18 protein-coding genes, 5 tRNA genes and 1 pseudogene are annotated in these 22274 nt (G+C 72.7%); 15 read left to right on the top strand and 9 right to left on the bottom strand.

From position 1 onward, the window contains the following. From GQS09_RS08910 to GQS09_RS08920, 3 genes are all read right to left on the bottom strand, one after another. On the bottom strand, window positions 1-1405 hold a 1405-nt coding region (locus GQS09_RS08910; RefSeq protein WP_165985465.1), incomplete at its 3' end, for a DEAD/DEAH box helicase. Between the two features lie 192 nt (window positions 1406-1597). Continuing rightward, window positions 1598-2182, bottom strand: coding sequence for a hypothetical protein (locus GQS09_RS08915; protein WP_165985466.1), 585 nt, complete (start codon window positions 2180-2182; stop codon window positions 1598-1600). A gap of 216 nt (window positions 2183-2398) precedes the next feature. Beyond that, window positions 2399-2752 carry a metallopeptidase family protein gene (locus GQS09_RS08920; RefSeq protein ID WP_165985490.1) on the bottom strand — a complete coding sequence of 118 codons (354 nt, stop codon included), beginning with the start codon at window positions 2750-2752 and terminating at the stop codon, window positions 2399-2401. A gap of 137 nt (window positions 2753-2889) precedes the next feature. Here GQS09_RS08920 and GQS09_RS08925 point away from each other — a divergent pair. From GQS09_RS08925 to GQS09_RS08950, 6 genes are all read left to right on the top strand, one after another. Further along, a tRNA-Glu gene (locus tag GQS09_RS08925) sits at window positions 2890-2962 on the top strand. 99 nt (window positions 2963-3061) lie between these two features. Next, a tRNA-Glu gene (locus GQS09_RS08930) sits at window positions 3062-3134 on the top strand. A gap of 13 nt (window positions 3135-3147) precedes the next feature. After that, window positions 3148-3222, top strand: a tRNA-Asp gene (locus GQS09_RS08935). 4 nt (window positions 3223-3226) lie between these two features. Continuing rightward, a tRNA-Phe gene (locus tag GQS09_RS08940) sits at window positions 3227-3300 on the top strand. 203 nt (window positions 3301-3503) lie between these two features. Beyond that, complete coding sequence (gene hrpA, locus GQS09_RS08945; RefSeq protein ID WP_165985467.1) at window positions 3504-7541, top strand: ATP-dependent RNA helicase HrpA; 4038 nt, start codon at window positions 3504-3506, stop codon at window positions 7539-7541. Window positions 7542-7851: 310 nt separating this feature from the next. After that, a tRNA-Asp gene (locus GQS09_RS08950) sits at window positions 7852-7926 on the top strand. Between the two features lie 775 nt (window positions 7927-8701). On the opposite strand, the gene bldC is transcribed toward GQS09_RS08950, so the two are convergent. Both bldC and GQS09_RS08960 read right to left on the bottom strand, forming a co-directional pair. Continuing rightward, window positions 8702-8908 (bottom strand): developmental transcriptional regulator BldC, encoded by a 207-nt coding sequence (gene bldC, locus GQS09_RS08955; protein WP_019431930.1) that lies wholly within the window; start codon window positions 8906-8908, stop codon window positions 8702-8704. 490 nt (window positions 8909-9398) lie between these two features. Continuing rightward, complete coding sequence (locus GQS09_RS08960; protein WP_165985468.1) at window positions 9399-10274, bottom strand: hypothetical protein; 876 nt, start codon at window positions 10272-10274, stop codon at window positions 9399-9401. Between the two features lie 449 nt (window positions 10275-10723). Between GQS09_RS08960 and GQS09_RS08965 the strand changes: the two genes are divergently transcribed. After that, window positions 10724-11860, top strand: coding sequence for a Leu/Phe/Val dehydrogenase (locus GQS09_RS08965; RefSeq protein WP_399552455.1), 1137 nt, complete (start codon window positions 10724-10726; stop codon window positions 11858-11860). 339 nt (window positions 11861-12199) lie between these two features. Continuing rightward, window positions 12200-12505 carry a DUF3073 domain-containing protein gene (locus GQS09_RS08970; protein WP_313896061.1) on the top strand — a complete coding sequence of 102 codons (306 nt, stop codon included), beginning with the start codon at window positions 12200-12202 and terminating at the stop codon, window positions 12503-12505. Window positions 12506-12702: 197 nt separating this feature from the next. On the opposite strand, the gene purM is transcribed toward GQS09_RS08970, so the two are convergent. From purM to GQS09_RS08985, 3 genes are all read right to left on the bottom strand, one after another. Next, window positions 12703-13812, bottom strand: coding sequence for a phosphoribosylformylglycinamidine cyclo-ligase (gene purM, locus GQS09_RS08975; protein WP_165985469.1), 1110 nt, complete (start codon window positions 13810-13812; stop codon window positions 12703-12705). A 153-nt stretch (window positions 13813-13965) separates the two neighbouring features. Then, window positions 13966-15549 carry an amidophosphoribosyltransferase gene (purF, locus tag GQS09_RS08980; protein WP_165985470.1) on the bottom strand — a complete coding sequence of 528 codons (1584 nt, stop codon included), beginning with the start codon at window positions 15547-15549 and terminating at the stop codon, window positions 13966-13968. Between the two features lie 205 nt (window positions 15550-15754). Beyond that, the gene (locus GQS09_RS08985; protein WP_165985471.1) at window positions 15755-16561 is read right to left on the bottom strand and encodes a maleylpyruvate isomerase family mycothiol-dependent enzyme; all 807 of its coding nucleotides are present in this window, start codon (window positions 16559-16561) and stop codon (window positions 15755-15757) included. A 109-nt stretch (window positions 16562-16670) separates the two neighbouring features. Between GQS09_RS08985 and GQS09_RS08990 the strand changes: the two genes are divergently transcribed. The 5 genes from GQS09_RS08990 to GQS09_RS09010 all read left to right on the top strand — a co-directional run bounded on the left by GQS09_RS08990 (window position 16671) and on the right by GQS09_RS09010 (window position 19248). After that, entirely contained in the window at window positions 16671-17177 is a 507-nt protein-coding gene (locus GQS09_RS08990; protein ID WP_165985472.1) for a PH domain-containing protein, read from the top strand. A gap of 75 nt (window positions 17178-17252) precedes the next feature. Next, a complete protein-coding gene (locus GQS09_RS08995; protein WP_165985473.1) occupies window positions 17253-17705 on the top strand; it encodes a YbhB/YbcL family Raf kinase inhibitor-like protein in 453 nt (150 codons plus the stop codon). Between the two features lie 210 nt (window positions 17706-17915). Next, a complete protein-coding gene (locus GQS09_RS09000) occupies window positions 17916-18359 on the top strand; it encodes a DUF2267 domain-containing protein (protein ID WP_165985474.1) in 444 nt (147 codons plus the stop codon). Window positions 18360-18368: 9 nt separating this feature from the next. Next, complete coding sequence (locus GQS09_RS09005) at window positions 18369-18722, top strand: DUF2795 domain-containing protein (protein ID WP_399552456.1); 354 nt, start codon at window positions 18369-18371, stop codon at window positions 18720-18722. A gap of 28 nt (window positions 18723-18750) precedes the next feature. After that, window positions 18751-19248, top strand: a complete 498-nt coding sequence (locus tag GQS09_RS09010; RefSeq protein WP_165985475.1) for a hypothetical protein — start codon at window positions 18751-18753, stop codon at window positions 19246-19248. Window positions 19249-19304: 56 nt separating this feature from the next. Here the strand turns inward: GQS09_RS09010 and GQS09_RS09015 are convergent, their stop codons facing one another. Further along, entirely contained in the window at window positions 19305-20033 is a 729-nt protein-coding gene (locus GQS09_RS09015; protein ID WP_165985476.1) for a class I SAM-dependent methyltransferase, read from the bottom strand. Window positions 20034-20285: 252 nt separating this feature from the next. Between GQS09_RS09015 and GQS09_RS29250 the strand changes: the two are divergent. Together GQS09_RS29250 and GQS09_RS29255 are read left to right on the top strand one after the other, a co-directional pair. Next, window positions 20286-21479 (top strand): annotated as a pseudogene (locus GQS09_RS29250) (pectinesterase family protein); the annotation flags it as partial. Between the two features lie 57 nt (window positions 21480-21536). Continuing rightward, the gene (locus GQS09_RS29255) at window positions 21537-22259 is read left to right on the top strand and encodes a rhamnogalacturonan acetylesterase (RefSeq protein WP_313896063.1); all 723 of its coding nucleotides are present in this window, start codon (window positions 21537-21539) and stop codon (window positions 22257-22259) included. The last annotated feature ends 15 nt before the right edge of the window (window positions 22260-22274 follow it).

Consider the following 22274-nt stretch of genomic DNA (forward strand, 5'->3'; position numbering starts at 1 on the left):
CCTCGGCCGGGTCCTCGCCGCGCTCCTCGGCCGCCCGGCCGGTCAGCCGGTCCGCCTCGGCCCGCAGCTCGGACGCGCGCGCCTGCGCACGCTCCAGCTCGCGGGTCAGCCGGGCCACCTCGCGGTCGGCGTGCCGGGCGGCCTGCGCCAGCGAGTCGGCCTGGAGCTCGGTCAGCGAGCGGGCGCCGGTGATCCGGGCCAGCTCGTCGTCGAACAGCCCGCCGCGGCCCAGGATGTGCCGGGAGGCGTAGACGCCGGCGTCCTCCATCAGGCGGAAGACAGTGCGGCGCTGGTGCGGCAGGGCGAGCGAGACGACCGTGCCGGACTGGCCGGCCCGCGCGGTGCGCCCGGAGCGGTGCAGGTAGTCCTTGTGGTCGCCGGCCGGGTCGACGTTGAGCACCAGGTCGATGCCGTCCACGTGGATGCCTCGGGCGGCCACGTCGGTCGCGACCAGGGCGTGGATCTTGCCGTCCTTGAAATCGGCCAGGGTCCGGGTGCGGGCGCCCTGGGTCATGCCGCCGTGCAGCGCGTCGGCCCGCACGCCCGCCTCGCGGAGCTGCTCGGCGACCCGGTCGGCGCCGAGCTGGGTGCGGACGAAGACGATGGTGCGGCCCTTGCGGGCGGCGATCGCCGTGGTGACCGGGGCCTTGTCGCGCGGCTTCACCACCAGCACGTGGTGGGTCATGGTGGTGACCGCGCCCTTGGCGGCGTCCACCTCGTGGCTCACCGGGTCGCTCAGGTAGCGCTTGACCAGGGTGTCGATCTCCGCCTCCAGGGTGGCGGAGAAGAGCATCCGCTGGCCCTCGGCCGGAAGCTGGTCCAGCAGCTCGGTCACCTCGGGCAGGAAGCCGAGGTCGGCCATCTGGTCGGCCTCGTCCAGCACGGCGATCTCGACGTCGTCGAGGCTGCACGCGTGGCGGCCGATGAGGTCGCGGAGCCGGCCAGGGGTGGCGACCAGGATGTCCACGCCGCGCTCCAGGGCGCTGATCTGGTTGGCCATGGAGGTGCCGCCGCAGACCACCTTCAGCCGCAGGCCGAGCACGTCGCCGTAGGGCTGGAGCGCGTCGGAGACCTGCATGGCCAGCTCGCGGGTCGGGGTGAGGATGACGCCGCGGGGGCGCTTGCGGGCGGTGGAGCGGCCGGCCAGCCGGGCCAGCAGGGGCAGGCCGAAGGTGAGGGTCTTGCCGGAGCCGGTCCGGCCGCGGCCGAGCACGTCCAGGCCGCCGAGGGCGTCCGGGATGGCCGCGGCCTGGATCGGGAACGGCACGGTGACGCCGTTCTCCGCCAGCTTGCGCACCACGGCGGTGGGCAGGCCGAGATCGGCGAAGGTGGTGGTGGGCTCGTCGTCGCCGGGTGCCACCAGGCCGACGAGGTCCTGGTCCAGGTCATGGGTGGGTGCAGACATGCAGAAACAAACCTTCCGGAGTCTTTGGCACGCGCCCGAAAACTCCGCAGGTCACATGAACCGCCTGTCCGCGGTCGCTACGGAAGAGCCAAGGAACGCGCCACACGGCGCGAGATCAAGGCGCGCCGGGCTGGGATGCAAACAGCCTCCGAGCTTACGCAGGATCGCGTGCCGCGCGCAAACGGGCGTACGTCACACCCCGCCGTCGCCGGGGTCCGGGCTGGAGTCGGGCTCCGGCTCCGGCTCGGGGGACGAGCCCGGGTCGGGCTCGGGGTCGCCCCCCGGAGCGGAGCCGGTCGGGGAGGGGGACGGCTCCTCCGGGCCGGGGCCCGCGGAGGGCGAGGGACGGCCGGGGTCGGGCGAGGGCTCGGTGCCGTCCCGGGTGGGCTGCGGACCGGGGGAGGCGGAATCGCCGGAGGGCTGCTCCTGCTGCCCCGTGCCGTCCCGGCCGCCGTCGGCCGGGGCCCGGTCGTCGGTGCCGGCGCCTGCGGCCGGTTCCGGGTCCTGTCCGGGCTGCGGGCCGCCCTGGCCGGGGGTGCGGACGGTGACCTCCCGGTCGTCGCCCTCTCCGGACGGCCCGCCGGTCTGCTGCCGCTCGGGCCGGCCGGACCAGGGCTCGCCGCTGTCCGGGGTGGTTTCCGGGGCCGGCTCCTCGGAGGCGTAGCCGGCCTCGGCGGGCCGGTCGGCCGGGCGTTCGGGATGGACGTGCATACAGCCGGTGAGCAGCAGGGCGGCCGGCAGGAAGGCGGCGGGCGAAAGGCGGGGGGCGCGGCGCACGGGAGGGGACCTCCGGGGGGACGGCTGCGGGCTTCGCCCTTCCCAACTCCCCTACCCGTTCGGAGGACACGGCCGGAACGGGCACGGGGCGGCCGGGACGGGCGCGCCCGGGACCCGGCGGATCAGGCGCATCTGCCGCATCAGGCGCCTCAGGCCCTCGGGAAGCCCGGGCCTCTCAGGCAGCTCAGGCCCTCGGAAACCGGAAACACGGGCGCCTCAGGCGTATCCGAGGTGGTGGAGCCGTTCGTCGTCGATGCCGAAGTGGTGGGCGATCTCGTGCACGACCGTTATCTCGATCTCGTCCCGCACCAGCTCCCGGTCGCCGCCCTCGCGCTCGACCATCCGCAGCGTGGGGCCCATGTAGACGGAGATGCGGTCCGGCAGGGCGCCCGCGTACCACTCGCCGCGCTCGGTGAGCGGGGTGCCCTCGTAAAGGCCGAGCAGCTCCGGGTCCTCGGGAGGCGGCTCGTCCTCGACGAACACCGCGACGTTGTCCATCAGCCGCGTCAGCTCGGGAGGAATCCGGTCCAGGGCCTGCCCGACCAGATCCTCGAACTCCTCTCGGCTCATCTCCAGCACACGGCCATTGTGCTCCACCGGCGGGCTCGCCGGGCCGCCGGGGCCGGGAACGTTTTGGCGATCGGTCGGAGTTTCGCCTATGCTCTTGCTGTCCCCGACGGCGCCGAAAGCGCCCAGGCGGGCCACCAGCCCTCATCGTCTAGTGGCCTAGGACGCCGCCCTTTCAAGGCGGTAGCACGGGTTCGAATCCCGTTGGGGGCACTGCAGTATCTTTGGTCCTGTGGAGCAGTTTGGAGTGCTCNGTTTCGCCTATGCTCTTGCTGTCCCCGACGGCGCCGAAAGCGCCCAGGCGGGCCACCAGCCCTCATCGTCTAGTGGCCTAGGACGCCGCCCTTTCAAGGCGGTAGCACGGGTTCGAATCCCGTTGGGGGCACTGCAGTATCTTTGGTCCTGTGGAGCAGTTTGGAGTGCTCGCCACCCTGTCAAGGTGGAGGCCGCGGGTTCAAATCCCGTCAGGACCGCTCCGGCTGGGTAGCTCAGTTGGTACGAGCGTCCGCCTGAAAAGCGGAAGGTCGCCGGTTCGACCCCGGCCCCAGCCACCTTCCTTCACCGGCTTCACCAGCACAAAAGCCCCGGCAGCGATCGTCTGCCGGGGCTTTTGTGCTGCCGCGTGCGGTCCGCTCCGGCGCCGGGCGGCGCGGGGGTGCGGCGGGCCGGCGGGGGCTGCCGGTCGGCGGGGCGTGCGGCACGGGGCGGAATCCGTTCGCTGGCACGGGGGCGGAGGTGAGATTGTGGAGGGCGTATGTCCACGCATCCCACCCCGGAAACGACCCGGTCCGACCCTGCCGTCCCGGCCCTGAGCGGGCTGGCGGAGCGGCTGGCCGCGCTGATGCCGCAGGACGAGCGGCGGCTCGGCCGGCGGCTGGAGGGTGCCCGGAAGATCCGCAAGCCGGAGGCCCGTCGCGCCGTGCTGGCCGAGATCGCCGCGGCGATCGAGGAGGCGGAGGCGCGCGTGGCGCTGCGGCGCGCCGCCGTGCCCGAGATCGGCTATCCGGAGGAGCTGCCGGTCAGCCAGAAGCGGGACGAGATCCTGGCGGCGATCCGTGATCACCAGGTGGTGATCGTGGCCGGGGAGACGGGCTCGGGCAAGACCACCCAGCTGCCCAAGATCTGCCTGGAGCTGGGCCGCGGGGTGCGCGGGCTGATCGGGCACACCCAGCCGCGCCGGATCGCGGCCCGCACGGTGGCGCAGCGGGTGGCGGACGAGCTGGGCACCCCGCTGGGCCAGGCGGTGGGCTTCAAGGTCCGCTTCACCGATCAGGTGGGGCAGGACACGCTGGTCAAGCTGATGACGGACGGCATTCTGCTGGCCGAGATCCAGCACGACCGGGAGCTGCGGCAGTACGACACGATCATCATCGACGAGGCGCACGAGCGGAGCCTGAACATCGACTTCCTGCTGGGCTATCTGGCCCAGCTGCTGCCGCGCCGCCCGGATCTGAAGGTGATCATCACCTCGGCCACCATCGATCCGGAGCGTTTCGCCCGCCATTTCCGGGACCGGGACGGCATCGAGGCGCCGATCGTCGAGGTGTCGGGCCGGACGTATCCGGTGGAGGTGCGCTACCGGCCGCTGGCGGAGGACGCCGGGGACGGCGCCGAGGGGGACGGGGACGGCGGCGACGGGTCCGTGCGGGACCAGGTCACGGCGATCGCGGAGGCGGTGGACGAGCTGTTCGCCGAGGGGCCGGGCGATGTGCTGGTCTTCCTCTCCGGCGAGCGGGAGATCCGGGACACCGCCGAGGCGCTGAACAAGAAGTTCGCCGACGCGGTGCTGCCGACCGAGGTGCTGCCGCTCTACGCCCGGCTGAGCCACGGCGAGCAGCAGCGGGTCTTCCAGCAGCACCGCGGGCGGCGGATCGTGCTGGCGACGAACGTGGCGGAGACCTCGCTGACCGTGCCGGGCATCAAGTACGTGATCGACCCGGGGCAGGCGCGGATCTCCCGCTACAGCCACCGGACCAAGGTGCAGCGGCTGCCGATCGAGCCGGTTTCGCAGGCCAGCGCCAACCAGCGCAAGGGGCGCTGCGGACGGACCAGCGACGGCGTCTGCATCCGGCTGTACTCGGAGGAGGACTTCCTCTCCCGGCCGGAGTTCACCGATCCGGAGATCCTGCGCACCAATCTGGCCTCGGTGATCCTGCAGATGGCGGCGGCCGGGCTGGGGGACATCGAGAAGTTCCCGTTCGTCGATCCGCCGGACCACCGCTCGATCAAGGCGGGTGTGCAGCTGCTGGAGGAGCTGCACGCGCTTCAGGCCGGGGGGAAGGACGCCCGGCGCCGCCTCACGGCGACCGGGCGGCAGCTCGCGCAGCTTCCGGTGGACCCGCGGCTGGCCCGGATGGTGCTGGCGGCGGCGGAGAACGGCTGTCTGCGCGAGGTGCTGGTGATCGTCTCGGCGCTGTCGATCCAGGATCCGCGGGAGCGGCCGGCCGATCAGCAGCAGCAGGCGGACGCCAAGCACCGCCGCTTCCGCGAGGGTCCGGCCGAGGATTCGGACTTCCTGGCCTTCCTGGAGATGTGGGAGTACATCCGGCGGCGGCAGAAGGAGCTGTCCTCCTCGGCATTCCGGCGGATGTGCCGCAGCGAGTTCCTGAACTATCTGCGGATACGGGAGTGGCAGGACATCTACGCCCAGCTGCGCACGGTGGTGCGGCAGCTGGGCTTCCACCTGGGCGAGCCGGGGGACGCGCCGGTGGCGCCGGAGCTGGTCCACCGTTCGCTGCTGGCCGGGCTGCTGTCGCACGTGGGGCTGAAGGAGCCGGACAAGCACGAGTATCTGGGCGCGCGCGGGGCGAAGTTCGCCGTCTTCCCCGGCTCGGTGCTGTTCAAGAAGCCGCCGCGCTGGGTGATGTCGGGCGAGCTGGTGGAGACCTCGCGGCTGTGGGCCCGGGTCAACGCCCGGATCGAGCCGGACTGGATCGAGCCGCTGGCCGGGCATCTGGTGAAGCGCACCTACAGCGAGCCGCACTGGGAGCAGAAGCAGGCCGCGGTGATGGCCTATGAGCGGGTGACGCTCTACGGGGTGCCGATCGTGGCCCAGCGCAAGGTGAACTACGGCCGGATCGACCCGGAGACCAGCCGTGATCTCTTCATCCGGCATGCGCTGGTGGAGGGCGACTGGCGCACGCACCATCAGTTCTTCCACGACAACCGCAAGCTGCTGGCGGAGGTCGAGGAACTGGAGCACCGCGCCCGGCGGCGCGACATCCTGGTGGACGACGAGACCCTGTACGCCTTCTACGACCGCAGGATTCCGGAGCACGTGGTCTCCGGCGCGCACTTCGACTCATGGTGGAAGAAGAAGCGCAAAGACGATCCTGACCTGCTCAATTTCGAGAAGTCCATGCTCATCAACGAGCGGGCGCAGGACATCACCCAGCACGACTACCCCGATCTGTGGCGCCAGGGACGGCTGGCCCTGCGCGTCACCTACCAGTTCGAACCGGGCGCCGACGCGGACGGCGTCACCGTGCACGTCCCGCTCCAGGTCCTCAACCAGGTGACCGGGGAGGGCTTCGACTGGCAGATCCCGGGCCTGCGCGAGCAGCTGGTCACCGAGCTGATCCGCTCGCTGCCCAAGCCGGTCCGCCGCCACTGCGTGCCCGCCCCGGACGTGGCCCGCCGCTTCCTGGAGCGGGTCGGCGAGGAGCGCCGGGCCGAGCCGCTGACCCGGGTGCTGGCGCAGGAGCTGACCCGCACGGCCGGTGTGCAGGTGGACGAGCAGGACTTCGACCTCGGCAAGGTGCCGGGCCATCTGCGCGTCACCTTCCGGGTGGTGGACGACCGGCACCGCAGGCTGCCCGGGGAGTCCGAGGACAAGGACCTGGAGACGCTGCGCCGGCGCTTCCGGCCCAAGGCCCGCGCGGCGCTCAGCAAGGCCTTCGAGAGCAGCGGAGCCGGCACCCCGGAACGCGGCGGCCTGACCGCCTGGACCCTCGGCACCCTCCCCCGGGTCTTCGAGACCCGGCGGGCCGGCCAGCCGGTCAAGGGCTATCCGGCGCTGGTGGACGAGGGCTCCTCGGTCGCCGTCCGGCTGCACGACTCCGAGCAGGAGCAGGAACAGGCCATGTGGCGCGGCACCCGCCGGCTGATCCTGCTCCAGCTCCCGGCCGATCCCGCGAAGTTCGTCGCCCGGCAGCTCGACAACCCGGCCAAACTGGCGCTGGCCGGCTCCCCGCACGGCGGCGTCCAGGCCCTGCTGGAGGACTGCACCACGGCCGCCGCGGACCGGCTGATCGCCGCGCACGGCGGTCCGGCCTGGGACGAGCCGGGCCACCGCAAGCTGTTCGACGCGGTGCGGGCGGAGATCGCCGACACCACCCTGTCGGTCGTGCGCGGGGTGCGCGACGTGCTGCTGGCCTGGCAGTCCTGCGAGCGGCGGCTGAAGGCCACCACCAGCCCGGTGCTGCGGGACTCCGTGCAGGACGTCCGGGAGCAGCTGGACGCGCTGGTGCGCCCCGGGTTCGTGACCGAGCACGGGGCCGGCCGGCTGCCGGACCTGCTGCGCTATCTGCGCGCCGCGGACCGCCGGCTCCAGCAGCTTCCGCATCACGCGGAGCGGGACCGGGCGCGGATGGCCAAGGTCCGGGAGATGCAGGACGAGTACGCCTGGCTGGTGGAGCAGTTCCCGGCGGGGCGGCCGCTGCCCCGGGAGGTCCGGGAGATCCGCTGGATGATCGAGGAGCTGCGGGTCAGCTACTTCGCGCACGCGCTGGGCACGGCGTATCCGGTCTCGGACAAGCGCATCGTCAAGGCGGTGGACGCCGCGGCACCGTGACCGCGGGACCCGCGGGGGGCGGGGGGTGCGGGGTGCGGGGGGGTGCGGGGGGCCGGCCGGACGGGGTCGCCCGGGTCACAGGGAACGGATTCGCCTAGCCGGCCCGGCCTGGGGTAGAGTCACCACGCACGCAGTGAGCTGCGGCGAGGTCCTGTGGAGCAGTTTGGAGTGCTCGCCACCCTGTCAAGGTGGAGGCCGCGGGTTCAAANGGGGGGCCGGCCGGACGGGGTCGCCCGGGTCACAGGGAACGGATTCGCCTAGCCGGCCCGGCCTGGGGTAGAGTCACCACGCACGCAGTGAGCTGCGGCGAGGTCCTGTGGAGCAGTTTGGAGTGCTCGCCACCCTGTCAAGGTGGAGGCCGCGGGTTCAAATCCCGTCAGGACCGCCTCAGTCGGATCGTCAGGAGACACGTTCGACACCAGCAGACGGATACGGGCCCGGCCGCCAAGGCCGGGCCCGTCTCGCTGCGCACGGGGGTCCGTCTCTCCGGGTCTCTTCGGGTCTCCTCCGGGGCGTGGCGGACTCTCGACGGCGGCGCCTGGAGTGCCGGGGGTGCACGGGAGCGCACGGTCCGGCGGGAAGCAGCACACGGTGTCTTCAAGAGTTGACGGCACTCCGCCCGATGCTCCGGCGCACACCCGCGCGTTGTGACGGCTGCGGGCCACGTGGCGTGCGAGGACCTCCGGGACGGCGGCAGTAAGCGCTTTTACCCCAGGCACATTACCCGGGCAAGGGGTCTATGCTGTGACGGGAGTCACGAAACTTCCCTCTGCGGTGGGCTCGTTCCCACAGTGAGTTTCCGGCGCCAATTTAATATGTGCAATTGCACCAACTGAACAGGGTACGCACCCATCTGCGAGCGGTCGACGAGCGGTCGGCGAACGGTCGGCACCGGCCGGCCACACCGTCCCCGCAGCACCCGGACACCCCGGCAACACCGCCCGTGACGGGGCCCCGCCGGGGACCGGAACGCCGCCGGGGACCGCCCGCCGGGCGTCACCATGCCGTAGCGGGGCCGTCACGGGCCCTGGAGGCGCACAGAGAAGGACCGCACCGGACCCGGCGGAGTCCAGTGCGGTCCAAGGGCCAAGCGGGCCGGAGTGGGGGCTCCGGGGCCTGGAACGTGCGGTCTTGCGGTGTTGCGGGTCGCGCGGTCGTGCTCAGGCCTCGCCGCGCTGCTGCGGGATGCCCGCGAGCAGTGCGCGCACCTCCGCTTCGCGGTAGCGGCGGTGCCCACCGAGCGTGCGGATTGAGGTGAGCTTGCCCGCCTTTGCCCAGCGTGTCACCGTCTTCGGGTCGACGCGGAACATGGTGGCAACCTCAGCCGGGGTCAGCAGCGGCTCGGCATCAGGGGTGCGAGCGGTCATGAGCGGCCTCCTCGAGAGAACCGAACCATCACGGTTCTTTCCTCTTAAATTTTGCACCTTCACCCGCGTTGCCCGAAATGGTAGGCGCGGGTCGAGTCGGTTATAGGACGAACGGCTTGTCCTCGGCACTACAACTACACCATCCGTCCAGCCGGCCCGGCCAAACCGATGGAATTGCCCTCTCAGGTGTTCAACCTCGGTGGTTGCCGGATGGACCGGCTCATAACGGACAGTCATCCGCCCGTGACAATCCGTCACTCTGCGACAAGATGTCATGAAGGCCGCCAAGGAGAAGCAATGCCGATCTGTCCCCCCTTTGGCGGACAGAAGGAGCTGCCCCCGAGCTCCTTGTCCTATTTTGACATGAGGGGGGCACTTGAGGGCAAGACTCCCTGTGAGTGCCATCCATCACTCTTGAGGCTTTGGCCCGACTCGGGGCCTAAGTCCCGAGTGAGGGACTTTAGCCCCTTGTGCGCACCGACTTCGGTCCTCAGCTTGCGAACTGGCGTTCCCGTACGGAGAGCCAGCGGTCGGTGAGCTCCTCGTAGATCTGGTTCGCGCGCTCCATGTCGCCCTCGGCGAGGGCCGCCAGCGCGGCGGCCGCCTCCTCGGCCGAGTGGTCCGCGGCCAGATCCTCAGGGGGAATGGTATGCACCAGACCTCCGTAGTCCAGTTCGACCAGTGAACGCGGGTGGAATTCCTCAAGCCACTTGCCGATCTCCACCAGCGCCTCGGACAGCGGCCCCTGCGGCAGCTCCCGGCGCACCGTGCGCAGCCCCCGTGCCAGCCGCCGCCGCGCCTGCACCATGGGCGTGCGGTAGCGCAGCAGCGGACGCTCCGGCCCGGCCCGGGGCGCCGGCTCCTCCGGCTCCTCCGGGGCGGGCGGCTCCCCGGGTTTGCGGTACTGCCGTTCGGCGTCCGCGAAGAGGACGAACCAGCGGACCGGGACGTGCCACAGCGCGGACCGGATCCACGGCCGGGCGTCCGGATTGTTCTCCCGCCACCGCTCGTACTCGGCCAGCGCCCGCTCCCGCACCGGCCGCGGCAGCGCCGCGTCCAGCACGCTGTCCGGCATCATCCAGTGCCCGGCCTCCCCCAGCGCCTGCCAGGCGCGCAGCCGGGTCCGCCAGGGACACACGCACAGCACGCCGTGCACCGACAGCACAAAGGCTTCCGGGCTCTCCCGTTCGGGTGCGGCCAGCGGCGGGGTGGCGGCCAGTCCGGCCAGCGCCCGCCGGGTCTCCTCCTGCGCGTCCGGGAACCGGCCGCGGCGGGCGTACGACGCCCAGTGCGAGCGCTCGGGCTCGGGGAAGGCCGCAAGGGGCTCGTAGACCCGCAGATAGGACGCGTACGGCACCTGTGCCACCCAAACCCTCCCGGATCGCTCCGTGGACCGCTCTCTGCCCGGCCGCTGCGTTCATCAACCATCCTCCCCCGCCGGGTGATCAAGCGCACCCGTGCGGGCCGGACCGCCGGAGCCCGGTCCGGGGTGGTAGCGTCCGCATCGCGCGCCCCGGTGACGGAGGGGCGCGCGCACCGGCACCGGCGTTCCCGTACGGCGGGCGGGCAGGGACGGGGGCAGGCGCGGGGCGGCGCGGACGGCGGAGGGGAATCGAGCGGCGGCCGAGCGGCCGTCGGCAGCATGCGTGACCGGGGGGACCGGGTGGTGACCGGCGCCCTGCGGGCGCCCGCGGCCGGGTCCGGCGGACTGTGACCTGCGTAATGCACCTCGCCCCCGCGGGGCAGCCTTAGAGTCGTGCTACCGGCCCTCCCACCCGCAGAGGGCACCCGCCTCGACATACAGGAGTCACCACCGTGACTGACGTACGTCCCGCTGTCAGCGCCGACAGCCCGTCCGCAGAGGCCACGGGCGAGGTCGACGTGCTCGACATGCTTTTCCGCTCCGACCAGGGCGGCCACGAACAGGTCGTGCTCTGCCAGGACCGGCCCACCGGTCTGAGGGCGATCATCGCCATCCACTCCACGGCACTCGGCCCCGCCCTGGGCGGCACCCGCTTCCACGCCTATCCCGGCACCGGCCGCCCGGAGGAGGCCGCGCTGCGCGACGCGCTCAACCTCTCGCGCGGCATGAGTTACAAGAACGCCATGGCCGGACTGGAACACGGCGGCGGCAAGGCCGTGATCATCGGCGATCCGGAGACCGACAAGACCGAGGAGCTGCTGCTCGCCTACGGCCGGTTCGTGGCCTCGCTCGGCGGGCGCTATGTCACCGCCTGCGATGTGGGCACCTATGTGCGGGACATGGACGTGGTGGCCCGCACCAACCGCTGGACCACCGGCCGCTCCCCCGAGCAGGGCGGCGCCGGGGACTCCTCGGTGCTCACCGCCTTCGGCGTCTTCCAGGGCATGCGCGCCGCCGCGCTGCACCGCTGGGGCAGCGACGACCTGGCCGGCCGGAAGGTCGGCATCGCCGGCGTCGGCAAGGTGGGCCACATCCTGGTGGAGCACCTGATCGAACACGGCTCCGAGGTCGTGATCACCGATGTGCGGCAGGCCGCCGTGGACCGGGTACGGGAGGCGTTCCCGCAGGTGACGGCAGTTGCGGACACCGAGGAGCTGATCCGCACCGAGGGCCTGGACATCTACGCTCCGTGCGCCCTCGGCGGGGCGCTCAACGACCGGACCGTGCCGGTGCTCACCGCGGGCGTGGTGTGCGGCGCGGCCAACAACCAGCTCGACCACCCGGGCATCGAGAAGGACCTCGCCGACCGCGGCATCCTCTACGCCCCGGACTATGTGGTGAACTCCGGCGGCGTGATCCAGGTGGCCGACGAGCTGCACGGCTTCGACTTCGCACGTGCGAAGGCAAAGGCCCGGCACATCTTCGACACCACGGTGGAGATCTTCGAGCGCGCGGCGAGCGAGGGAGTGCCGCCCGCGGTCGCGGCGGACCGGATCGCCGAGCAGCGGATGGCGGCGGCGCGGCGCTGAGCGCCGGGCGTGTCCGCGCCCTTCCGCGCCGGGTGCGCAACCGGTGCCGGCCCGTCTCCGGGGAGGCGGCGGGCCGGCCTTCGCGGCAGCCGCCCGGCGCGGCGTTGACCTGCCGGAAGGCGCGTAAGACATGTCACGTCCATTGGGCGGGTCGGCACCCGAAAGACGTTAAAATCGCCGCTGACCAGCAAGGAAAGGGTCACCGAGCAGCTTGATCGCCACCTGTGTCCTGCGGACGGCGTACCGTAGGCTTTGGGAAGCAGGTACGGTTGAAGCTCGGTGGTGGGCTCTCCCCGAGCCTGCACCCACCGATGAACGCATGCCAACACTCTGGGGCCGGTGCGCCCCGACGTCGAGGGGGTCGAGCCAATGGGGCGCGGCCGGGCCAAGGCCAAGCAGACCAAGGTCGCCCGCCAGCTGAAGTACAACAGCGGCCGGACGGATCTTTCGCAACTGGCCCGCGAGCTGGGTGCGGCGAGCCAGTCGGCGAACGGCGATCAGTTCGAGGACGCTGACCGGTTCGACGAGCCGGATGACGAGCTGGAAGACGACCCGTACGCACAGTACGCCTCGAAATACAACGTCGAGGACGAGGACGACGAGGACGGTCCGCCGTCCGGGCCGTCGGCGCGGCGGCGCCGCTGACGTCCGGCCCGTTCCCGGCGCGGGCCGCCCGACCAGCGGCACGGCGCAGCGGCCGGCCGGTGTGGCACCGACCGCCGTAGTGGACTGAGCATACAGACGGGTCCCGTGGGGCCCGTGGGAAACCGGTCCGGTTCACCGCCGGACCGGTTTCTCTGCTGCCCGCGCCGCACCGGACGGCCATCGGCCGGCCGGCCCGCTCAGGACGACGCCGGGTGGTCGCCGTGCAGAGTGACCGCCGCACCGCCGTCACCACCGCTCTCCCGCTCGGACACGGCGCCCAGCACCCAGGCCGCCACTCCCCGGTCCGCCAGCGTGGTCAGGGCCACGTCCACCGCGTTCTCGGGCACCACCGCCACCATGCCGACCCCCATGTTCAAGGTCCTCTCCAGCTCCGGCCGGGCCACCTGCCCGGCCTCGCCGACCAGGGAGAAGACCGGCGGCGGGGTCCAGCTCGACCGGTCCAGCCGGGCGGTCAGGCCCTCCGGCATCACCCGGGCCAGGTTGGCGGCCAGCCCGCCGCCGGTGATGTGCGCGAAGGCGTGCACCTCGGTGGTGCGGGTCAGCGCCAGGCAGTCCAGGGAGTAGATCCGGGTCGGCTCCAGCAGCTCCTCGCCCAGGGTGCGGCCCAGCTCCGGCACCCGCCGGTCCAGACTCCAGCCCATCCGGTCGAACACCACGTGCCGGACCAGGGAGTAGCCGTTGGAGTGCAGGCCGGAGGAGGCCATGCCGATGACCACGTCCCCGGCGCGCACCCGCTCGGCACCGAGCAGCCGGTCCGCCTCGACCACTCCGGTGGCGGCGCCTGCCACGTCGTACTCGTCCGGGCCGAGCAGGCCGGGGTGCTCCGCGGTCTCTCCGCCGGTCAGGGCGCAGCCGGCCAGCACACACCCCTCGGCGATGCCCTTGACGAGGGCCGCCACCCGCTCCGGGTGCACCTTGCCGACGCAGATGTAGTCGGTCATGAACAGCGGCTCCGCGCCGCACACCACCAGGTCGTCGGCAACCATGGCGACCAGGTCCCGGCCGATGGTGTCGTGCACGTCCATCCGCTGGGCGATCGCGACCTTGGTGCCGACCCCGTCGGTGGCCGAGGCGAGCAGCGGGCGGGTGTAGCGGCGCAGCGCGGAGGCGTCGAACAGGCCGGCGAAGCCGCCGAGGCCGCCCACGCTCTCCGGGCGCCGGGCCTTGGCGACCCACTTCTTCATCAGCTCGACGGCCGTGTCCCCGGCCTCGATGTCCACGCCCGCGGCGGCGTAGGAGGCACCGGCCGCGGCGGGCGCGGCCTGGAGGGCGGCATTGTCACTCATCGCGGTCTTTCCTGTGGTCGGCTCGGTCGGCCCGCCCGCGGGACGGGCGGTTCGTCGGAACGGCGGGAACGGCGGGAACGGAAACGGTGCGGAAGGGCCGGCGCCACGGTCCGGGCGGGGCGGGCACGGCGCGGGCGGGACGGACCGGGCCGGTCACGGGCGGCGCAGCGCGTCCGCCGCCCCCGGGCCGGAGAGCAGCGTGGCCACGCCGTCCACATCGCTGACCGCACCGGTTCCCACACCGGCTCCCTTGCCGGTGCCTTCGCCGCTCTCCAGCACATCCTTGCCGAGCAGCTGCGGATCGGGCAGCTCGACCGGATACTGCCCGTCGAAGCAGGCCCGGCAGAGATTGGGCTTGGCGATGGTGGTGGCCTCCACCATGCCTTCCAGGGAGATGTAGGCGAGGGTGTCGGCGCCCAGCGAGGTGCCGATCTCCTCGACCGACAGGCCGTTGGCGATCAGCTCGGCACGGGTGGCGAAGTCTATGCCGAAGAAGCAGGGCCACTTGATCGGCGGGGAGCTGATCCGCACGTGCACCTCGGCGGCTCCGGCCTCGCGCAGCATGCGGACCAGGGCCCGCTGGGTGTTGCCGCGCACGATGGAGTCGTCCACCACCACCAGGCGCTTGCCGCGGATCACCTCGCGCAGCGGGTTGAGCTTGAGGCGGATGCCGAGCTGGCGGATGGTCTGGCTGGGCTGGATGAAGGTGCGGCCCACGTAGGAGTTCTTGACCAGGCCGGAGCCGTAGGGAATGCCGCTGGCCTCGGCGTAGCCGATGGCGGCCGGGGTGCCCGACTCGGGGGTGGCTATCACCAGATCGGCCTCGGCCGGGGCCTCCCGGGCCAGCCGGCGGCCCATCTCGACGCGGGAGAGATAGACGTTCCGCCCGGCGATGGTGGTGTCGGGGCGGGCCAGGTAGACGTACTCGAAGACGCAGCCGCGGTGCTTTGCTTCCGCGAAACGGGAGCTGCGCAGGCCGCTCTCGTCGATGGCGATCAGCTCGCCCGGCTCGACCTCGCGGATGAAGGAGGCGCCGACGATGTCGAGGGCGGCCGTCTCGGAGGCGACCACCCAGCCGCGCTCCAGCCGGCCCAGCACCAGCGGGCGGAAGCCCTGCGGATCGCGGGCGGCGTAGAGGGTCTGCTCGTCCATGAAGACGAAGCTGAACGCGCCGCGCACCTTGGGCAGGACCCGGGCGGCGGCCTGTTCCACGGTGAGCGGGGTGCCGTCCTCGCCGGTCTGGCCGGCCAGCAGCGCGGTGACCAGGTCGGTGTCGTTGGTGGCGGCGACCCGGTGCCGGGGGCCGCGGGAGCCGGGCAGGTCGGCGACCATGGAGGCCAGCTCGGCGGCGTTGACCAGGTTGCCGTTGTGGCCGAGGGCGATGGAGCCGTGGCCGGTGGCGCGGAAGGTGGGCTGGGCGTTCTCCCAGACCGAGGCGCCGGTGGTGGAGTAGCGGGCGTGGCCCACCGCGATGTGTCCCTGGAGGGAACTCAGCGAGGTCTCGTCGAAGACCTGGGAGACCAGGCCCATGTCCTTGAAGACCAGGATCTTGGAGCCGTTGCTCACCGCGATGCCCGCGGACTCCTGTCCCCGGTGCTGGAGCGCGTAGAGCCCGAAGTAGGTGAGCTTGGAGACCTCCTCGCCCGGGGCCCAGACACCGAAGACGCCACAGGCGTCTCGCGGTCCCTTTTCACCGGGGTTGAGATCGTGACTGAGTCGACCGTCACCACGTGGCACATCACCGAGTCTAGGGCAGGTTCCGGACCGGGGAAGGCGGAGGGGCTGTGACCCTGGGCTCACCGCCCGGGCATTCGCGCCCGCGTACGCGCCCCGCACACGCACCGGGGCGCACCGCAACACGCAGGTCCGGGCGCCCCTGGGCGCCGACGGGCGGAGCGGGGCGGCCGGGGGCGGGCCCGGGGCCGGGGGCCGGGAGCCGGGATCAGGAGAGCACGGGAAGGTGCTGCTCCAGGCCGGCGGCGCGCTCGCCGCTCGCCTTCAGCCGGCCGGTGGCGGTGGCCAGCCGCCAGCTGGTGCGTCCGGTGGCCAGCCGCATCCAGGTGATCGGATCGGTCTCCACCACATTCGGCGGGGTGCCCCGGGTGTGGCGCGGTCCGGCGATGCACTGCACGGCGGCGAACGGCGGAATCCGGACCTCCGTGGAGGCGCCGGGCGCCTTGGCGGCCAGCGCGTCCGCCAGTACCCGCACGGTGGTGGCCAGCGCCATCCGGTCCAGCCGGACCGGACGGCCGGTGGCCCGGGTCAGGTCGTCGCTGTGCACCACCAGCTCGACGATCCGGCTCACGGTGAAGTCCAGGGCACGCATCACCCCGGCCGGGTGGGGCAGCAGGACGTCCTCGCGCACCCCCGTGTCGATGACCGACTCCAGCTCCTCCGCGGCGGCGTCGATGGCGGCTGTCGGCCCGCCCGGGGCGGCGGCGTCGGCGCGCGACGCGGCGTCGATCTTCTCCGCCGCCTCGGCCGTGGACAGCGCCCAGGCGTCCAGGCCGACGGTGGGGCGCGCCGCGCGCGGAGCCGGCTCGGCGAGCAGCTGCGGCAGGGAGTCGATCTGCCCCGCGAGGTGCGCCAGGAGCACCCGGATGTCCCAGCCGGGCAGCCCGGAGGGCTTTCCGAGCTGCTCCTCGGTGAGCTCCCCGGCGGCCAGCCGCAGGAACTCCACCTGGGCGAGCAGCGCGTCCCGGACCCGGTCGGGGTGGTAGGAACGAGGTTTGCGCCGGACGGTGGACATGTCTGGAGCTTACGGCCTCCCGACCGGCTCGCCGCGTGGCGCTTAACAACCGGGTACCAAGTCGCCCGCCTGGGGGTGTACCGGAGCACGGCTGTGCCAGGATGCGGCCATGCCTATCGCCGACCGGTACCTCGCCGAGGACGAAGAGCTGGTGTACTACACCCGGCAGCACTGGACCACGCTGGTCAGCGAGTTCGTCCTGCTGCTGCTGGTCGTGGCGGTGACCGGCGCGGTCGCCTGGTTCCTGCCGGACGAGGACTGGGCGGACACCGCCCTGTGGGTGGTGCTGGGCCTCGGCGTGCTGGCCGCGCTGTGGCTCTGGCTGATCCCGATGCTCCAGTGGCGCTCCACGGTGTACGTGCTGACCACGCGGCGGCTGCACAAGCGGTCCGGTTTCCTCACCAAGGCGGGCCGCTCCATCCCGCTGGCCCGGGTGAACGACGTGGCGTACTCCGCCAATCTGTGGGAGCGGATCATGCGGTACGGCACGCTCACCGTCCAGTCCGCCTCCGAGCAGGGCAAGATGACGCTGCGGCACGTGCCCGACCCGGAGATGTTCAAGAGCAAGATCTACCAGCAGCTGGACCAGCTCGACGACGAACCCGCCGGCACCTGAGGGCGGGCCCGGGAACGGCTGCCGGGCCGGTGTCCCGGCTGCATCAGGCGGGGACGGGCGGGTACTCCGGCGTTCATGGCCGGAATCGAACTCAAGAGCTCAGCATTCAGTGATCAGGCGATCATCCCGCGTCGCTACACCAAGGACGGCGACGATGTCTCACCCCCGCTGACCTGGTCGGGGGTGCCGGACGACGCCGCCGAACTGGTGCTGCTGTGCGAAGACCCGGACGCGCCGGGCGGGCCGTTCCTGCACTGGCTGGTCACGGGCATCGACCCGCACAGCGACGGCGTCGGCACCGGGCACACCCCGGAGCACGGCACCCCGCACCAGAACGACTTCGGTGAGCCGGGGTGGGGCGGGCCGCGGCCGCCCAAGGGCGACGACGCGCACCACTACTTCTTCCGTCTCTACGCGCTGCCCGGGCATGTGCCGCTGCCCGCCAGGGCCAGCGCGCAGCAGGTGCACCAGGCGGTGGACAAGGCGCAGCTGGCCAGCGGCAACCTGATGGCCCTCTACCAGCGCTAGCCGGGACGGCGGCGGCCCGTGCAGCCCCGGGCGGCCCCGGGCGGGGGTGCCCGGGGCAGGCACCGGCGCAGGTACGGCGCCGGGGGCCGTTTCGGGCACGCGGCGGCGGTCACCCGTGACCTACCGGCCCGGCGGCCGGCGACGGTCACCGGGCCCGTGTCGAACCGTACCGAGGCGATTTCCCGACGACCGGGAAGAGGTGACTTCACCATGCAGCACGACCAGTTCATCGGCGAGGTGCAGAACAAGGCCGGGCTGGACAGCCGGGGTGCCGCCGAGCGGGCCACCAGGGCCAGCCTGGAGACGCTCAGCGAACGCATCCCCGCGGGGCTCGCGGACAACATCGCGGCCCAGCTCCCGCACGAGATCGGTGAGCACATGCGGCGGGTGGCAACCGCACCAGACGTGCCGTACACGGGCATGCGGATGACCACCCAGGAGTTCTTCGACCGCGTGGCCAGCCGTTCCGGCGCCAAGGGGCCGGCCGCCGTCTACCAGGCGCGGTGCGTGATGGAGGTGGTCGGCGAGGCGACCCAGGGCGGGCTGATGACCAAGGTGCGCGAGGCCCTGCCGGACGAGCTGTGCAACGTCCTGCTGGCCGGCAGCACCGGGCATGTGCCCAACGGCGGCGCGCGGCAGCAGGCCGCGAGGTGAGGTGCGGACATGGCGAAGATGGCGGGCCCGGGCGACCGGGGCGACCGGGGCGACCCCGGTGCCGACGACATCCGCAGGGCCGTGAAGGACGTGGACTTCCCGGCGGGCAAGGACGAGCTGATCCGGGCCGCCAAGGTGTCGGGCGCCTCCCAGGAGGCGGTCAAGGCACTGCGCGGCATCCCGCCGGAGGACTACGGCAATCGTGAGGACGTGGTGCGGTCGGTGCGGCTGAAGCCGGACACCGATCTGGGCCACAGCGCGGCGCAGCACGCCGAGCAGGCGCGCAAGGGCGGCAAGCAAGGGCTGGCCAAGCAGCTGCGCGATGCGCCCAAGCCGCCGGTCGAGGAGGAACTCGACCGCTGACCGCGGAAGCGCGGAAGGGAGCTTTCCGATGGTGCGCAAGAAGGTGGAGGGCGACGAGGACCAGCGGCGGGCCGCGGCGCACGCCGCCGAGAAGGCCGGGGAGCGCCCCAGCTCCCGCGGCGAGACCACGGGCGCCTCCAAGCAGCGGACGCATGTGACGCACCGCTCGGCCCTCACCCATGAGGAGAAGACCGCTTCGGTCCACCGGGGGAAGCAGGGCTCCGAGCAGGAGGCCACCTGGGGACCGAAGCCGGCGCCCGCCGGCGGGCACACCTTCGTCGGCCGCGGCGCGCCGGAGTACGGGCCGGACCACGAGCGGGTGTTCCAGGCGCTGTCCGCGGCGGAGGAGGAGCACGGCGGCGAAGGCGTGTACCTGCCGGAGATCGCCCGGCTGGCCGGGCTGCCGCTGGAAGAGGTCCGCCTGCTGGTGCACGACCTGGTGGTGGTGCACGGGCTGGCCACCGAACTCCAGGGCACCGACCGCCCGGATCTCGGCCCCCGTTACGAGACCAAGCCGCGCCGCTGACCCCTGCCGGGGCCGGCGTCGCTCACCCCCGCTCCGGGCCTCCGCGCCGGGGCCGGTCAGAGCGGCACGGCGGCGACCAGGGCGTGGCGTTCGCCGGGGACCGGGCCGCCCCACAGCGCCTCGTCGGTCAGCGGCTCGGCGTGCAGCAGGGTGGCGAACGGACGGACCAGCCCGGCCAGCTCCTCCGGGCCTATGCCGCCGGGCCAGGGCAGGCGCTCGGCCCCGGCCACATACGGCCCGGGCGGCCGCTCCTCGCCGGACCAGCGGCGCCCCTCGAAGAACAGCATCCGGCCGCCCGGCCGCAGCCGGGCGGCCCACTCGCGCAGCGCCGCCGCCGGATCGGGCAGCGTCCACAGCAGGTGGCGGCAGAGCAGCACGTCGAACCGCCGCCCGCCGACCGGGGGTGCCGAGGCATCCCCCACCAGGAAATCCGCGGCCAGACCGGAGGCGGCCAGCTTGGCGCGGGCCTGCTCGATCATCCGGGGCGATATGTCCACCCCCGTGACGCGGTGCCCGGCCTGGGCGAGCAGCAGCGACATCGTGCCCGTGCCGCAGCCGGCGTCCAGCACCTCCAGCACCTGCGGCGACTGCTGCACGTCCGGTGCATCCGGCGCATCCGGCGCTTCCGGCGCTTCCGGCGCGGGCCTGGCGGACAGCAGGCGGCGCACGAGGGCGGCCCAGGCCGGCCCGGTACCGGGAACCGACAGCCCGTGATCCGGCCGCTCGTCGTAGCGCGGGGCGGCGGCATCCCAGAAATCCGTGATCGCGGTGGTGAGTCCGGTCATGTGGCGATGATGGCAGGGACCACTGACAGTGCGCAGTGCGCCGGAACCGGGTGCGCGGCCGCTTCGCGGGCGCGCGGCGCCGCAGGGCGGCCCGGTCGCCACCCGGCATCCTCACGGAGCAAGCGCTTGCAGTCATTACTGGTACTGCACCGTTTCAACACGCCCATTCCCTGCACCTGTCCATGCAAGCGTTTGCAGGTTAAGGTGCTGGGCGCCCCTCGCACCTCTCCGCCCCGCCTCCGCCCCGTCCCCATGCCGTCTCCGTCGCCCTCCCTCCCTCTTCCTTCCGAGTCGCCTGGAGCGTTCGCCTTGCCGAGACACCGAGTTGGCACCCCCACCCGCCGTGGCCTGCTGCTGGCCGGAACAGTCGCCGCCCTGGGACTGGCCCGCCTGGCCTCCGCCTCCCCCGCCGCGGCCCGCTCCCGCCCCGCGGGCCCCCACGGCGGCCCGTTCGGCCCGTACGGCTCCCCCGAGGACCGCCGCGACGACCGCACCCTGTACGTCGATCCCCGCGGCCGGGGCGATCACACCACCGTGCAGGCCGCCGTGGACGCGGCCGCCGAGGGCGAGGGCTGGACCCTGGTGCTGGCCGCCGCCCGGTACCGCGAGACCGTCCTCATCCCCGCCGCCCGCACCGGTCTGACCCTGCTCGGCGCCACCGGCGACCCGCGCGACGTGATCATCGTCCACGACAACGCCGCCGGCACCCCCAGACCGGACGGCTCCGGCACCTACGGCACCTCCGGCTCGGCCACCACCACCGTGCGGGCCGACGGCTTCACCGCCCGCGACCTCACCTTCGCCAACGACTGGCTGCGCGCCGACCACCCCGGCGTCAGGGGCACCCAGGCGGTGGCCCTCAAGGCGCAGGGCGACCGCTCCGCCTTCCACCGCTGCCGGTTCCTGGGTCACCAGGACACCCTGTACGCGGACAGCAGGTCCGCGGAGCTCATCGCCCGGCAGTTCTACCGGGACTGCTACATCGAGGGCGATGTGGACTTCGTCTTCGGGCGGGCCACGGCCGTCTTCGACTCCTGCGAATTCCGCACCCTGGCCAGGGACACGGACGTCACCCCGCCCGGCTTCGTGTTCGCGCCCAGCACCGCCCGGCACAACCCGCGCGGCTTCCTCGCCCACCGCTGCCGGATCACCAGTCCGGCGGCGGACGGCTCCTACAAGCTCGCCCGGCCCTGGGTGCCCAGTTCCGCGCCGGACGCCTGGCCGATGCTGACCGTCCGCGACACCTGGATGGGCCCCGGCATCGACGCCGCCGTTCCGTACACCCATATGCGGGACGCGCACCCCTGGCAGCAGCAGCGGTTCGCCGAGTACGCCAACATCGGCCCGGGCGCGGAGATCACCGATCCGGCGGAGCGCCCGCAGCTCGACGCCGCCGGCGCGGCGGACCTCACGGTCGCCGGCCACCTCGGCGACTGGGCACCGCAGGACGCGCCCCGGCCCGGGGCCCGGCGGACCGGCAGCGGCGAACCGTTCCGGATCTTCATCGCCGGCGACTCCACGGCCGCGGTGTACGAGTCGGCCCGGGCGCCCCGCGCCGGGTGGGGCCAGGCGCTGCCCGTCTTCACCGCGCCGGAGGTGGAGGTCGTCGACCGGGCCCTGTCCGGAGCCAGCAGCAAGAGCTTCGCAGACGCCGGCCTGCTGGACGCGATCCTGCGGGACATCGAGCCGGGCGACTGGCTGCTGATCTCCTTCGGGCACAACGACCAGAAGCTGTACGACCCGGCGCGCGGGGTGGAACCCTACGACGGCTACCAGGCATACCTGCGGACCTATCTGGCCGGGGCGCGGCAGCGCGGGGCGCACCCGGTGCTGGTCACCCCGGTGGAGCGGCGCCGCTTCCGGGCGGACGGCACCGCCTACTCCTCGCTCGGCGACTACCCGGCGGCCATGTCCGCCCTGGCCCGGGAGGAGAACGTCCCGCTGATCGGCCTCAACGCCGCCTCGATGGAGCTGTGGCACAAGCTCGGGCCCGAGCCCACCAAGGAATACTTCCTGTGGCTGGAACCCGGTGAGCACCCCAACTACCCCGACGGGATCACGGACGACACCCACTTCCAGGCCCACGGCGCCATCGAGGTGGCCCGGCTGCTCGGCTCGCTGCTGGACGAGGCCCGGGTGCTGCCCCGCGGCTCCCTCACCGGCCTGCGCCGCCCGGTCCCGGACTCCGCCCTGGTCTGGCCCGCGGAACCCCCCGTCCTGACCTGACACCCGCACCGCCGC

This window comes from Streptomyces sp. YIM 98790, from assembly GCF_011421595.1.
Lineage (GTDB): Bacteria > Actinomycetota > Actinomycetes > Streptomycetales > Streptomycetaceae > Streptomyces.